Genomic DNA, 14979 nt, shown 5'->3' on the forward strand with positions numbered 1-14979 from the left:
CACTAACGGACTAGTCTTCTCTTCAAGCGCGGGCTGCCCTTCCGCCGCATCGTAAAGGCGTTGATTAAGGTCACTTGCGCCGCTATATTACGCCGCACAACGCACAGTCTTCGCCCTTCAGGAAATACCGCAAAATGCGATTCGCTCCTCTCGCGGCCCTTGCCGTGGTAGCCGTGACTCTCCTCGCCGTCGTGACTGGGCAGACGGCATTCGCCGACGTGCCTGCGCCGCTCAACGAGGCCGGATCGCCCTCCGAAGCGCAGTCGCGGGCGAAGATCGCCCACGAGCTTTCGTACTTCCTGGAAGATACCGGCCCCTTGCGTGTCAGCCGGGCCGTCGTCGGCGCGTCCTCGACAGAGCTTCGCCCCCAGGCGGCGGCGCTGGTGCGGGACGGCGTCGTTGATATGGACGCAGCGAACAGGGTCCAGCTGGTGGTGCGGGCGGGCTGCGAGACGGAAACCACCATCGCCGCGATTGAAGCTCTGGGCGGAAAAATTGAGCGCATAGACCGAAGCGATAAATCTATTCAGACTAGTGTTGACCCCGCCATAATACCTTCAATAGCCACCCTGGATGCGGTGACGTCGATCGAAACCCCGGTTTACGGACATGTGAATGCCGGGTCGAAGACGACGCAGGGCGACGCCCTGCTCAACCTGGACGACATGCGCGCCGCGCTTGGGGTGAACGGGACGGGCGTGACGGTGGGCGTCATATCCGACGGCATCAACGGGCTACAGAGCTCGATACTGCTCGGGGACCTGCCGGCCACGCAGGAGATACGGAACGCCCAGGGGAGGGTGGCGACGACGACGGGCGGCGTGATAGGGCGGTCGTTCCGTTCCGACCGGAACCTGGAGGGGGGCCTCGGTGGCGCGACGACCGGCGCTGAAGGGACGGCGATGCTGGAGATCATCCACGACATCGCTCCAGGGGCGCAGCTCATGTTCGCCAACTTCCAGACGGCGAGCGAGTTTAACGCGGCGGTCGACTGGCTGGCGGCGAACGCGGACGTGGTGGTGGACGACATCAGCTTCTTCGGCATTGCGTACGACCAGTCGAGCCACGTTTCGGTGAACACCGCAACGGAGCTGAACAGGCCGGGAAACAGGGTGAGGGCGTACTTCACATCGGCAGGCAACTACGCGCAGCGGCACTGGGAGGGGATGTTCGAATCGGGCGGGACGTGCCACACGGACGCGTTCACAACGTGCCAGCAATTTACGCCGAGCGCGGACACAACTGACTTCCAGGGCCTTGGCGGGCAGCCGTTCAACAGGATCAGGATACTCAGGAACCAGTCCGCAACTATCTATCTGTCGTGGTCTGAGACGTATGGGGCCGCAACCAGCAACTACAATCTCTACCTGGTCGATGAAACGACCCTCTCCGTGGTGGCCTCCAGCCAGGCGGACAACATCGGCGGCAACCCCACGGAGCAGATCAGCTTTGTGAACTTGAGCGGCTCGGACCGCTGGTACCGGATTCGGATCACCAATACCGACTCCTATCCCGCACGAAACATGGATCTGTTCGTCCTTGGAGGCGTTCAGCAAGCGGACGGCAACAGGCTGAACTTCAATACCAGGAAAGGAAGTGTTCCCGCGCAAAGCGATGCTGGTGGAGGGGTGATTTCGGTGGGCGCGATCAACTCTTCCGACATTGGGACAGACACTATTGCCCCGTACAGTAGCTGGGGCCCTGCGAACAACGGCGCGCAGAAGCCGGATGCAACGGCAATAGACTGCGTGCAGGTCACTGGCTCCGGCGGCTTCGGCAGCAACTTCTGCGGCACATCGGCGGCCGCGCCGCACGGGGCGGCAATGGCGGCGCTGGTCCTGCAGAAGCGGCCGGACCTGATGGCCGGGGGGCAGGGCGAGGACCCGGCGGCGGAGCGGGCGGCGCTCCGTGCGGTCATCGTGGGGTCGGCAGTAGACCTCGGCGAGCCCGGCACAGACTACGTCTTCGGAGCAGGCAGGATCGACGGCCTGGCGGCGGGGAGCGCGGCGACGAGCGCAGAGCCGCCCGTGGTGCCCTCGGCCTCCGCCTGGGGGCTTGCGATAGCCGCCGCGGCACTCGCGACGCTAGCTGCAGTCCGCACCCGCCGGCCGGGGTCGAAATCCCTGTAGTCCCTCTCCATCGCTTGCGCTGGCTCCAGGAGCGCAATGAAGAGATTAACAGCTCGAAAGACCCGCCTTCTTACGCCCCTGGCCGTGGCACTCACGGCGCTGGCGGTGCTCACCGCGGCGTCGTCTGCCTCGGCGCAGTCGGCAGACGACGCTCTGAAGCTCGACTCGAGCCTCTTCCCGCTCGCCCCCCAGCTCCTGCCGGACGGATACCCCAACGGCGCCGGCGATAGCCCCCTCACCCTCGACCCGTGGATTCGGACGCGCGACAACCAGGTGCTCATCGAGATTTACGCCCAGCCCGGACGGCTGCAAGAGGCAATCGCCGCCACGACGCGGTGGGGCTCCGAGGTGACGGACGCGCATGCGCCTGCAGACCTGTTCGCGGCCTGGGTCCCCGTCCCCATCCTGCTCATCCTGAACGACGAGCCGTCTATCAAGGCCATCGCCGCCACGCCGATCATCTACCCTGAGGTCATAGGCGAGGGTTACAATCAGATTAACGCGCCCGCATGGGCCGCGGCCGGGTACAACGGCGCGGGTGTGAAGGTGGCGGTTGTCGACTCGGGGTTCCAGGGCTATCAGAACCTGCTTGGCTCGGAGCTGCCCCAGAGCGTCACGATCAACGGCACCTTCTTCGGTGACGCATCCCGTGGCATTAACGGCAACACCGACCATGGCGTCTACGTGGCCCAGTCAATGTACGATATCGCTCCGGGCGCGCAGTATTATTTCGTGAATCCCGGAACGGTAACGGGGTTCCTGAACGCTGTGGACTACCTGATCTCCCAGAACGTAAGAGTGGCGAACATGTCGCTCGTCTGGTTCGGCCACTACGGCGACGGTAGCGACGTCATCAGCCAGAAGGTGCAGCAGGCGCGGGACGCAGGCATTACATGGGTAAACTCCGCCGGCAACCACGCGATGCTCCACTGGCGAGGCACGTGGCGAGACGCCGACAACGACGGCATTATGGAGTTCAGCGGGTCGGACGAGACGAACAACTTCAATATGGCGTCCGGGGGCGTGACGCTGATGCTCCGGTGGAACGACGCCCACACCGCCCCCGGGAACGACTTCCAGGTCTGCCTGAGCCAGAGTACCGGGCAGCTCGATTGCTCCGTGGACTAGCAGAGCGGCCAGTGGTGGCACGGCCCGGGCGACTTCCTGACCGTGCCTGTGGCGGTGCCGTCCACACCGGGAGCTTTCATCCGCCGCGTCAACGCATCGCGCACGGACTTCACTTTCGACCTGTGGCTGCTCGGGCCGACGGGGGCGTTCGAGTACCCCAACCCTGCGGGAAGCATAGTCACGCCCGCGGACTCGTCCGCTGCCATCACCGTCGGGGCCTACACCTGGTCGAACACCAGCGCCGTCGCATCGTATAGCAGCCAGGAGCCGACGGTGGACGGCCGCGTCAAGCCGGATATCACCGGGCCTTCCGGATTCACCGCCAGGGCGAGTAGCGGCACAGGCAATGTGTCCATCAGCGGCACGTCGTTCTCTTCGCCCGTGGTCGCCGGGGCGGCGGCGGTGGCCCTGCAAGCGAACCCAACATTTACGCCCGCCCAGGTACAGGCATGGCTGGAAGCCCGCGCCACGGACAAAGGGGCCGTGGGCAAAGACAGCGTCTTCGGCGCCGGGCTGCTGAATCTCGGCTCCCCAGCAAGGGTCGCAGTCTCCGGCACAACGGTGTCCGAGTCTGCAGGAAACGCCGCGGTAACCATCTCTTTGCTGGACCAGCCCTCAGGGTCACCGGTGACGGTCAGCTACGCCACTTCGAACGGGATGGCCCAGGCGGGTAGCGACTACGGCAGCACGTCCGGCACGGCGACCATAACGGCGGGCGCGATGTCCACGGTCGTCCATGTGCCCATCATCAATGACGCGGTAGACGAGCTGGACGAGACGTTCACGGTCACCATTTCGAACGCATCCGGCGCCTCAATCCAGACTGGCACGGCATCAGTGACGATCACCGACGACGACCCCACGCCATCTCTGGCCGTCGCCAACCTGTCCGTCGCCGAGAGTGCGGGCGCTGCGGCGGTGACAATCACGCTCAGCGGCGCTTCCGACCGCGAGGTGCGCGTGGGCTACTCCACGTCGATCGGCACGGCGACGGCGGGGCAGGACTTTGCGGCCACATCCGGCACGGCGGTGTTCGCCCCGGGCACGCTTTCGAAGGCGATAAGCGTGCCGATCACGAACGACGCCCTCTATGAGACGAACGAGACGTTCAGCTTTGCGATCTCCCAGCCGGTGAACGCAGTCATCGGCGGTAGCGCTACCGCCACCGTCACGATCACGAACGACGATCCGGCGCCGTCACTCTCGGTTGCCCCGGTGACGGTTGAGGAGAGGGCTGGAAGCGCCTCGGTGAGGATCGCCCAGAGCGCAGTTTCGGGCCGCGCGACATCGCTCCAGTTCGCCACAGCGAATGGCGCTGCGCTCGCGGGGCAGGACTACACGGCGTCCAGCGGAACGGCGACCATACCGGCGGGGGCAACGTCCACGGCGATCACGCTCCAGGTCATCGACGATGAGATCGATGAGCCGGATGAGTCGTTCACCGTAGCATTCTCGAACGTGCAGAACGCCACTCTTGGCGTGCAGAGCGTGACCGTGACTATCAAGAACGACGACGCCCTGCCCGTTATCACTGCGCCGGCAATTGTCGTCAGCGAGGACGCCGGCACGGCGGTACTGCGCCTGGTCCAGAGCTTCGCCGCAAGGTGGGATGTCACGGTGGGGTTCGCAACCTCGGGCGAGACCGCCCAACATCTCACTGACTACCTCGCCCGGAACGGGACGGCGACAATCCCTGCGGGCGCGACCTCCACTACGGTCGTCATCCAGCTTGTCAACGAAACGCTCAGCGAGGCGCCGGAGTATTTCACCGTCAGCTTTTACAATCCATCGCGCGCCACGCTCGCTCCCACGGCAATCTCGGTCCGGGTGGACATCGTCGATGACGATGGTGAACCGGCGATATCCGTCTCCGGCGGAACATACAGCAAGTCCGTCGGGGCGGCGATCGCGGTAATAAGCCTCAGCAGGGCGGCAGGGCGCGACGTTGCCGTGCAGTATCGCACGATCAATGGCACAGCGGTGGCGGGCCGGGACCACACTGCCGTGAGCGGCACGATTACGGTCCGCGCGGGAGAGACGTCGGCGGTTGTGACCATCCCGATCACGGATGACGCAGTTTACGAGTTCGATGAAGTGTTTGTTGTCGAACTACTCTCCCCCGTCGGCGCAACCCTGGCCCCGAGCGGCGCACAGGCGGAAATCGTCATTGCCGACAACGACAGCGTCCCTGGCTATTCAGTTACCGGGGAGACCATAATCGAATCGGACGGTGAGGCAGTGGTCCGCATCGTCATGCAAGAGCCATCTGAGCAGCCGATCACGTTCAACTATGCAACGCTGAACAACGGCGCGGTGGCCCCCGGCGACTACGACGGCGGCGCCGGGAGCGTCACCTTACCCGCGGGCGAAACTTCGGCGAGGATCGTTGTGCCGATTGTGGATGACTCCCTCCACGAAACAGACGAGGACATCGACGTTGCAGTGACGCCGACTGGCGCGGACACCGCCACGCAATCGGCCGCGGCCGCGTCGACCGGGACAGCAAGGATTGTGATCCACGACGACGACCCCCAGCCGGCGATATCCGTTCTCAACCTGGCGGTTATGGAATCCGTCGGGAACGCCCTGGTGACGGTCGCGCTGGACGCCCCCTCTGGGTTGGACGTGACATTCAATTATGAAACGGTGGATGGCACGGCCGTTGCGCCGCTGGACTACAAGGCAACCGCCGGGTCTGGCACGATACCTGCAGGGGCTACCTCTACAACGGTGGCCATCCTGGTCCGGGACGATTCGCGCTACGAGAAAGAGCCGGAGAACTTCAGCGTGCGCCTGACATCGGTCGCGGGGGCGTCGGTCGCCCCGAACGCCGCCGGGGCGGTGACCATCCAAGAAAACGACCCGCCGCCGCCGCCGGTCCCGCTCGCCTCGCCGTTTGGGCTCATCGTGCTCCTGTTCGGAGTCGCCCTCCTGGCAGGGGTGCGCATGCGCTTCCACGCCGCGGGTCCACTGGTGTGAGGGCCTGTGTGATCAGCTCAATGCCATGCCACCTGTGCCCGGTTTCCCTTAGTGGCGCACTGCGTGCGCTTCATGGCCTAGCCTATTACGTAGACAACCACCGAAGAGCGCACGCAGTGCGCCACTAAGGGATTGTATACAGGGTGGTCTGCACTTATCTGGCCGCGCCGATGTAAACGAAGTGGCCCTGCTTGCGCCACAGGTCTACCCCCGCGAGGCGCAGGACCACCCGGTCGCCCGGATTCACGCCGCGCGGAAGCTCCGTGCGCACACGGAAGGGAAACTCCTCCAGCTCCAGCATGGCCGGACGTCGCGGCTCGTTTTCCAGCACGACCGCAGCGAACAGCGAAGCCGCGGCGGGCGCGCCGGACTCCTCCAGTCGCGTGAGCTTGAGATGCTTGAGGAACCAGTACCGCTCGCGCTCGTTCTCCACCTGGTTGAGCTCTCGTAGCTGCACCTCCGCCCTGCCCACAACCGACGCAATCGCATCCTGTGGGTAGAACGGCTGACCCGTGCTCAGGAAACGGCTGATCTGGCGTTGCATGACCAGGTCCGGGTACCGCCTGAGGGGAGAGGTGGCCTGTATGTAGGCATCCACCCCCAGGCCGCCGTGGCGCGCCGGGACGGTCGTAATTTCGGCGGGTAGAAAGCGCCGCGCTATCGGGTACCTCAGGAGCGGGCCGTGCGGGAGTGGCGACCCGTCTTCACGCGTTAGTTTGATGTCCGAGATATCGGGCGCCGTCTGGGCGCGGTATGTAGCCGGAATGCCTTTCTCCTTGCAGAACTGCGCGAGCATGGAGTTGCAGAGGATCATCATCTCGGCCACCATTTCGCGCGACTGGGACGGCTGGAAGACTTTTACCGTGATCTTCCCTTCGCCATCCACCTTGATGTCCATCTCGGAGCGGTCGAGCATGATGGCCCCAGCCTCTTCCCGCTTCTTTCTGAAGGCGCGCGCCGCGTCGTTCAGCTTGTCCAGCATCCAGTGCCATGGATGGGTGTCGTCCTTGAGAGCAACGTCCACCTCGGCGTAGGGCACTGCCGCGCGGCTTCGAATAATCGAAGGAACGATCTCGTAGCCGGTGATCGACCATTCGGCGTCGCAGTCCACCATCAGGCTCATGGCCAGGCGGGTCTGGCCGGGGTCCAGGCTGCCAGCGTTGCGCGTGAAGACAACCGGCAGCATCTCTATGTGGCGCTCCGGCATGTAAAGGGTCGCCATGCGCCTGTCAGCCTCGAGGTCCACGGCCCCCCCGGGCGGAATGAGCGCGCCCGCATCGGCAATGTGTATTCCGATGCGGTACGCCCGCTTTGGGTCTCCCCCTTCCGGGAACTCCAGCGAGAGGGCATCGTCGCGGTCCAGCGTGGTCACGTCGTCGATCGTAACCACCTCCAGCGCCGTCAGGTCTCGCCACTGCCCTCCTTCAAGGGACTGCTCTACCGAGATGGCCTCGGCCTCAGCCAGGGCCTCCGGCGGGAACTTGTCGGTTATTTCCGTGCGCAGCAGCTCAAGCGGCTCATCGGGCGAAAAGACGCCCGCCGCCACAAGCAGCTCGAAGGCGCGGCGCTGGAGATCGCGGGCGCCGGCATCCACGATGTGCAACAGGCTGTGCGCTGCGTGGCTACGCGGGTACTCGTCGCCATGTACAGCAAAGCCTCGAAGGTGCTGCAACAGCGTTGCGTGCGCCTTCGTGAAGGGGTCGGGCAGCTTGCCGGCGGACAGGGCGAGCATGAGCGACTGAGCAGCCTCAGCGTTCTCTGTCTCCCGCCTGCGCCGCGTACGGATCTCCTCCACGGCTTCCAACGTTCGTGGCATGTATCCCGTGCCGTCCGCCGTGAAAAAGTCGGTGCCCTCTTCCAGGTGCAGCACAAGGGCGATGAGTCTGGTGACTTCTACATTGCCGCCCCAGTAAAGCTCCGCAAGGTCGCTGGGAGAAATCGCGCGCGGCTCGTCCCGCAGGACCTCCCAGGCCTCGGCCAGGTCGATCTTCGCCGCCTCCTCCTGCGCCTTCTCGCGCATGGCCTCCACCTTCTCGAAGTCGGTCGAGACGATGCCAGTGGACAGCAGGACACGGTCGGCCGGGAGTTTGGCCTCCTTGTTGCGGCCGACCGATACGCTCACGCGCGACTTGCTCTGTTCGATGACACGGACAAGGCCGGCGCCCTTCCCGAGGCGGGCGACAATTATCTCTCCAGGCTGCATGACTGTAGTCTTTCCAGTGGTTGAATGTGCATATCTATCTTACCGCTTAAAGCTGTGCCTGGAAGGCCATGCCGGGCAGACTCCTCTTCCACTTTACCCTTCGCCCCAGACCCTTTACCCTTCCTGCCTCACCCTTTACCCTGTAACCATCTTCACGCGAGGCAAAGCATGGACTCACTCAACCAGCGCGCGGTGGACATTTTGAAGGGGCTCGGCGGCTGCCCGGCGACGCCGTTCCACGAGGAAAAGGTGGCGCGGCACATCATGAAAGTGCTGAAGCCGCTCGGCATGGACGTCCGTCGCGACGAGTACGGGAACATCGTCGCCCGTGTCCGCGGCAATACAGCCGGAGCGCCACCCATCGCATTCGTGGCGCACATGGACCATCCCGGGTACGAGACCATTGAGGCAGGCCCCGGCCTGACTGTCGCGAGGGCGATGGGCGGAGTGCCACCTGCCTCGTACCACAAGCCCACACCCGTCCTTGTGATCATGCCGGACGGCCGGAGGGTCAAGGCTACGGCGAATCCGCATGCGCGGGCAAACGGAGACGACCGCCTGGTCCGCATAGAGCCGTCGGAGCCCGTCGATATTGCGTCCCCTGCACCGGTGGTCTTCGACCTGCCGGACTTTGTGCTCGATGGCGACACGATCAGGATGCGCGCGATGGACGACCTGGCCGGCTGCGCCGCTATCACGGCGATGCTGGAGCGCCTGGCCGGCGGCGGAGCGGACGGTGACGTGTACGGCGTGTTCACGCGGGCGGAGGAGGGCGGGCTCTTCGGGGCGCGGCTTATGGCGCAGGACGGCACACTCCCGAAAGAGACGATTGTTGTCTCCGTGGAGTCCAGCCCGGCGATTCCCGGTGTGGCACAGGGCGCCGGACCGGTTATCCGCACGGGCGACGCCGCCTCCACATTCGTTGCCGATGCGGAGCAGGTGCTGATCGTAGCCAGGGACGCCATTCGACAGCGGAATAAAGAGTTCAAATGCCAGCGCCAGCTTATGTCCGGCGGCACATGCGAGGCGACGGCGTTCGCCGCATTCGGGTACAGCGTGACGGGCATCGCCTTTCCCCTGGGCAACTACCACAACGCGACCACGAAGATCCCGGACCCGGATGGCGGAGTGGGCGCCGAGTATATCAACGTCTCGGACTTCCTGGGCGGCGTGGAGCTCATAACAGAGGCGGCCGGAAGCGTGTCGAAGCGAGGCGACACGCAGGTCCGCCGGTGGCTGCGGGAAGTGCAGGAGGACGTAAGAGTGAGGCTGAGGAGCACGGCGGGGTGAAGACTCTCACCACAAGTGCTATCATTTACCGGGGGTGAAAGACTGATGCTGAATCCGGAAATACCAACGCCCGCAATCTGCCCGGTATGGAGCCAGCCGATGCGACGGGAGAAAGACGGCGTGCGAGAGCCGCCGATGCCCAACGTATTCTGGTTCTGCCGCAACCGGGACTGCAAGGACGGCAAGAGAAACAAGGTCTTCAATGGAGGTTAGCGCGTAATGAAGATGTACATCGGCGGCCAGTGGGTCGACAGGGACCAGAAGATCACCGTCGACAATCCCTTCGACGGCTCGGTAGTGGACACCGTGCCAAAGGCTACCAGGGAAGACGTTGAGACCGCGATCGCCAGCGCAGTGCGTGGCGCGGCTGAGATGAAGAAGCTCTCGGCCTACAAGCGCTTCGAGATCCTTCGGAAGGCCGCCGACCTCATGAAGGCGCAGTCCGAGGACCTGGCCCGCACTATCTCCATGGAAGAGGGCAAGATCATCGGCGAGGGCCGCCTGGAGGCCAACCGGTCGTACCAGACGATGGAGCTCTCCGCCGAGGAGGCAAAGAGGCTCTACAGCGAGGTTATCCCCCTGGACGGCGCTGCCAACTGGACAGGCCAGCTCGGCTTCACTATCCGCGTTCCGGTCGGAGTCGTCGCGGCCATTGCGCCGTTCAACTTCCCGCTGAACCTCGTCTGTCATAAGGTCGGCCCGGCCATCGCGGCGGGCAACTCCGTCATCCTGAAGCCAGCGTCGGACACGCCGCTGTCTTCGCTCAAGCTCACCAAGATCCTCCTGGAGGCAGGACTGCCCGCGGAGGCCATCCAGTGCATCACCGGCTCCGGCAGCACCATTGGCGACCCGCTGGTGGCGGATACGCGCGTCCGCAAGATCACGTTCACCGGCTCCAAGGAGATAGGCGAGCGTATCTGCAAGATCGCGGGCCTCAAGAAGGTCACAATGGAGCTGGGCTCCAACTCCCCACTCATCGTCATGGCGGATGCCGATATGGAGAAAGTAGTCCGGGCAACCGTCTCGACCGGCTTCTCGAACGCCGGCCAGGTCTGCATATCCACACAGCGCGTAATCGCGAACCGCAAGATCTACGGCGAGTTCGTGGACAGGCTCACCGCGGGCGTGAAGGCGCTGACGGTCGGCAACCAGCTCGATGAGAAGACCAAGATGGGTCCGATGGTCCGCGATGCGGACGCCAAGCGCGTCAACGCGTGGATCAATGAGGCCGTCGCGAGCGGCGCGAGGGTCACGACCGGCGGAGACTACCAGGGCGCCCTGCACCAACCGACGGTCGTCGCGGACGTTAAGCCCGAGATGCGCATCTCATGCGAGGAGCTCTTCGGCCCGGCCGTGGCAGTGACGCCCTTCGATAACATCGAGGACGCGATCAGGCTGGCGAACGACTCACCTTACGGCCTGAGCGCGGGCATATTCACCCAGAACATCGACTGGGCGATGAAGTTCGCGAAGGAAGTGGACTCCGGCAACCTGCATATCAACTGGGGCCCCCAGTGGCGCGCCGACCTGATGCCGTACGGCGGCCTCAAGGACAGCGGCATGGGCAAGGAAGGCCCGCACCACGCGGTGAACGAAATGACCGAGCTGAAGATGGTCGTCATCCACCCGTAAGCGGGACATCCGTCAGAGACAACATAGGGTGACAAAGACAGAACGGCCCTCACTTAGAAGTCAGCGGCCGTTCTGTCTTTGCCACCATGCTTACCCATGAACTTGAACCGCTCGAATAGTTAGTCTTTCCACGTGTTAACACTATAGTGGATACGATGTGTAAAGTACTATGTTCATGTGTTACAGGCCCCCACCCCAACCTCATAGAAATATCAATGCCCTAATTGCGAAGCAATCGAAGCGCTAAAACTTAAGAGCAGTACAAGCAGTCCCAGATATGGGAGGCACTATGCTGAAGCTCAAGGGTAGAGATACATGGCATGTTCCTGGTGCCGGTATTTTGGTGATGAGCGTACTGCTTGTATCCTTGGCAATCGCAACCAGGGTTGGAGACGCACAAGCGTTCCCCGGTGAAACCGCAACTACCCTGTCAGAATACTACTTGGCGTGTGGTAAACCGTTGCCGAGCCTTGCTAATCGGGGCCAGATATTCCAGACGCTGGGCCTCGGAGCAGCTTCCTCCTACACTGGTAGCATAGGGCAGAATACGGTCCTGCTCAACGCTCTGAAAGCGCGACAGATTTGCCCTGCAACTGCCTCAGAGATTCCATTGACGGATTCCACCGTTCCAACAGTTAACTCCTTCTCCGTCACTCCCGGTTCGGTAACATTGGGAGGGTCTTTCCACATCGCTTACAGCGTCTCGGACTCGGGGGGCTCGAATCTGAACCGTGTAGAGCTCTGGCGGGCGGGCGATAGTGCTGGTAGCCCAACAGGCTGGGTGGAGGTCAAGAGGGTATCCATCTCTGGAACCAGCAGCTCCAGCTCGTTCACTGACACGCCTTCGTTGTCAGGCTCCTACTGGTACGGAGTGCACGCAGTGGACAACGCCGGCAGCTGGGCTCCCGAAGCCTCCCCCGTCAAGGTGACGGTTACGCCCCTCACCGCACCATCAGCTCCGCTGAACCTTCAGGCAACTGCGGAGGATGGGTCGGTCAACCTCTCCTGGAACGCTCCCTCCAACAACGGCGGTTCGGCGGTCACCGGATACAGACTCTACAGGGGCACTTCCTCAGACGGTGCATCATTCTATTCAAACGTGGATGGTACCACCTACCAGGACATCGCCAATGTCACCAACGGCACTACCTACTACTACAAGGTAACTGCCGTCAACAGCGCAGGAGAAAGCGCGTTCTCCAACGAGGCAATCGCTACCCCCCCAGGCGGCGGCAGTGACACTGACGCTGTACGTGCGTGAGTTGAGCATCGCTGATCCGGTTGTGCCCGGGGCGCAGGTCACCGGCACTACCGGCAATGGCGCGCCGTTCAACCAGTCCGCAAACAGCAGCGGTTACGTGACCCTGACAGGCGCTCCGGGGACCTGGCAGTTTGCGATCTCCGCCGTTGGCTTCACATCACGAACCTGGAACGACACCATCACTACGAGCCAGACCAGGACCGCCTTCTTCTCATCGAAGGTCACTGCCACTCCCGTCATTGCTGCCCAGGTCGTTAGCTACGCACCAGCTAACCTCGCCACCAAGCCGATCGGAACAAGCGTATCTTTATCAGTGACGATTCGGAACACCGGAAACACCCCGTGGAATTTCACCGGCGGGCTGACTATCTTCGACGACGCAGGCGTGGAAGTCGCCTCATATTCTGCTCAGACAGGCTCCATGGCGCCTATCGAAGAAAGAACTCTCATATGGGATCACGTGCCTGAGGCAGCTGGAGATTACTGGGTCCAGTTTGGCGCATGGAAGCAGCAATCTTTCATTGCCGACAATCTCTTGCATCGGTACCCTAGCCCGTCGCGGAACCTAATAAGGGCGACGGCCAGCGAATCGTGCGTACCTCTTTCATCGCAACAGGTGCCGTCACTCGAACGGCCTGCGATCGCAACGCTCGTCGGTTTTAAGAAGGCCCAGAATGTGACAGTGGCTTCAAGAAGCAATTCGCTACAAGTTTGTAGTGCTCCGATTGTAAGCCGTGTATCTCCACCCTCCGACACCATTTCTTTGAATGTCGGCGAAAGCATAACGTTCATCGCGCAAGTCACCGCGCATGACGGGAACCTGAGTGGAGTGGCATGGCGAATCAACGGTGAGCTGGTATCCGCCTTCAGGTTCGAAGCGATTGGCTCTCGGCAGGATAGCCTGCCCCGCACCTTTACTGATGTGGGCACCCTCACGGTTACGGTTACGTACTTAGATACCTCTGGAATTGACGGTGACATAGCGTGGACAGTAACGGTCGAAGAAACTCCCTCAGTCTGTGGAGAAGCACTTGGTTTTCAGATGCCTATTGCCAATAATTTAAAGGACCCTACACAAGCATTCGCATTGTTTCTCCCAGATTACAACGGCAAAGTATATCAAGGGTTCCACGGGGGAGAAGACTGGTCAGCGGACCCGGGACAATCAGTCTACCCGATTGCCAAAGGTAGAATCGCAAAGATCTCTCCACTAGGGGCCCTCGGACACCTCATCGCTATCGAACATACCGGATCTTTCTTGTTCCCTGACTATGCCACGACCACTCACGGCCAGTCCGTTCATTATTCTCAAGAGAACGTGAATACGTTTTACTCTGTTTACATACACGTAACGCCAGGAACCGGGCTAATAGAAGGTCAGTGCGTCAATCAAGGCGATGCGTTTGCCTCCATTGCGACTTTGCTTGGGTCCCACCTTCATTTGGAGATTCGCCATCCAGACCAAATTCACTCAAGAAACTGGAGTCTGGTAGGAGATCCCGAAAACTAGGCCAAATTCCCCCATGATGGCAACTACAACGGATATTACTTGAATGCTCAAACCATGGTTTACGACGGCCTTAGAGATCCAAGGCAGGTCATCAATGCCAATCCGGTCGACACTCAGAACACACTGACGTTGATGCCAGAGCCGCCAGACTCTGGAGGTTTTAGCCTCGATCAACCGTCCATGAGTACACTGGGCGGAACCTTTCCATTCAGTGAAGTTCTCCTTGTGACAATTTCCGGCTTACCTGCTTCGGGATGGTACTTCGTCGGCTGGAGTGGTGATTGCGATGGCGGCGGTCCATGCCAAGTCACCATGGATCGAAACCGGTCAGTTATAGCACATTTTTCTCAAGAAATACCGTATGTAAAAACGTTCGTCAAGCCAGTAAAATCCACGTCTTCAACCGAAGCACCTTTTGTAAAGGCGACTGTGAAGTATCGCAAGCTAGGTATTGATTCATTCTTGGTGCATGAGGTACGGCTCGATGGTGAAGGTATAGCGGGAGGTGCCACCGAGTTCGGAATTTACGACCGAAGCGATTATCAGCCACCAATTCCCCCGGCACCGTGGACAGCAAAATGGCTGAAGCTGGACTTTTCACAAGATGCGAGCGAAGTCAGGACGTTCTCGCCTAACATCATCGTCCACGCTGACGATGTAATGACATTAAGCTTCGGCGGTTTTGCAAAGGGCAGAGTTTATTTTGGCGTTGGCTGGCTTGACCCGGTGGACGAACTGCTTGCAGATTTGCTCGCCAACACCTGGCCGGCAATTGCTGCATTTGAGTCCGATAGCCCCACAGTCTTCGAAGTTACTCCCAGACTGCCTGACTTGGAAATCGTTCGCA

Annotated in this window: 8 protein-coding genes; 7 read left to right on the forward strand and 1 reads right to left on the reverse strand. The window is 61.8% G+C overall.

Features of this window, described 5'->3' with window-relative positions:
* The first annotated feature begins 134 nt into the window (after positions 1 to 134).
* From FJ319_00095 to FJ319_00105, 3 genes are read left to right on the forward strand one after another with little or no spacing between them, the layout of a single operon-like run.
* The gene (locus FJ319_00095) at positions 135 to 2129 is read left to right on the forward strand and encodes a hypothetical protein (protein ID MBM3932707.1); all 1995 of its coding nucleotides are present in this window, start codon (positions 135 to 137) and stop codon (positions 2127 to 2129) included.
* Between the two features lie 36 nt (positions 2130 to 2165).
* Positions 2166 to 3257: a hypothetical protein gene (locus FJ319_00100; GenBank protein MBM3932708.1), complete on the forward strand. Its 1092-nt coding sequence runs from the start codon at positions 2166 to 2168 to the stop codon at positions 3255 to 3257.
* Between the two features lie 54 nt (positions 3258 to 3311).
* A complete protein-coding gene (locus FJ319_00105) occupies positions 3312 to 6236 on the forward strand; it encodes a hypothetical protein (GenBank protein MBM3932709.1) in 2925 nt (974 codons plus the stop codon).
* A 154-nt stretch (positions 6237 to 6390) separates the two neighbouring features.
* On the opposite strand, the gene FJ319_00110 is transcribed toward FJ319_00105, so the two are convergent.
* A complete protein-coding gene (locus tag FJ319_00110) occupies positions 6391 to 8256 on the reverse strand; it encodes an RNB domain-containing ribonuclease (protein ID MBM3932710.1) in 1866 nt (621 codons plus the stop codon).
* A 207-nt stretch (positions 8257 to 8463) separates the two neighbouring features.
* Between FJ319_00110 and FJ319_00115 the strand changes: the two genes are divergently transcribed.
* From FJ319_00115 to FJ319_00130, 4 genes are all read left to right on the forward strand, one after another.
* Entirely contained in the window at positions 8464 to 9729 is a 1266-nt protein-coding gene (locus tag FJ319_00115) for a M28 family peptidase (GenBank protein MBM3932711.1), read from the forward strand.
* Between the two features lie 219 nt (positions 9730 to 9948).
* The gene (locus tag FJ319_00120; protein ID MBM3932712.1) at positions 9949 to 11361 is read left to right on the forward strand and encodes an aldehyde dehydrogenase family protein; all 1413 of its coding nucleotides are present in this window, start codon (positions 9949 to 9951) and stop codon (positions 11359 to 11361) included.
* Positions 11362 to 11638: 277 nt separating this feature from the next.
* Complete coding sequence (locus FJ319_00125; GenBank protein MBM3932713.1) at positions 11639 to 12622, forward strand: fibronectin type III domain-containing protein; 984 nt, start codon at positions 11639 to 11641, stop codon at positions 12620 to 12622.
* Positions 12597 to 14132, forward strand: coding sequence for a M23 family metallopeptidase (locus tag FJ319_00130; protein MBM3932714.1), 1536 nt, complete (start codon positions 12597 to 12599; stop codon positions 14130 to 14132). Before FJ319_00125 ends, FJ319_00130 begins: the two co-directional genes overlap by 26 nt.
* Positions 14133 to 14979: the final 847 nt, after the last annotated feature.

This window comes from SAR202 cluster bacterium (assembly GCA_016872355.1).
Taxonomy (GTDB): Bacteria; Chloroflexota; Dehalococcoidia; order Lucifugimonadales; family VGZY01; genus VGZY01.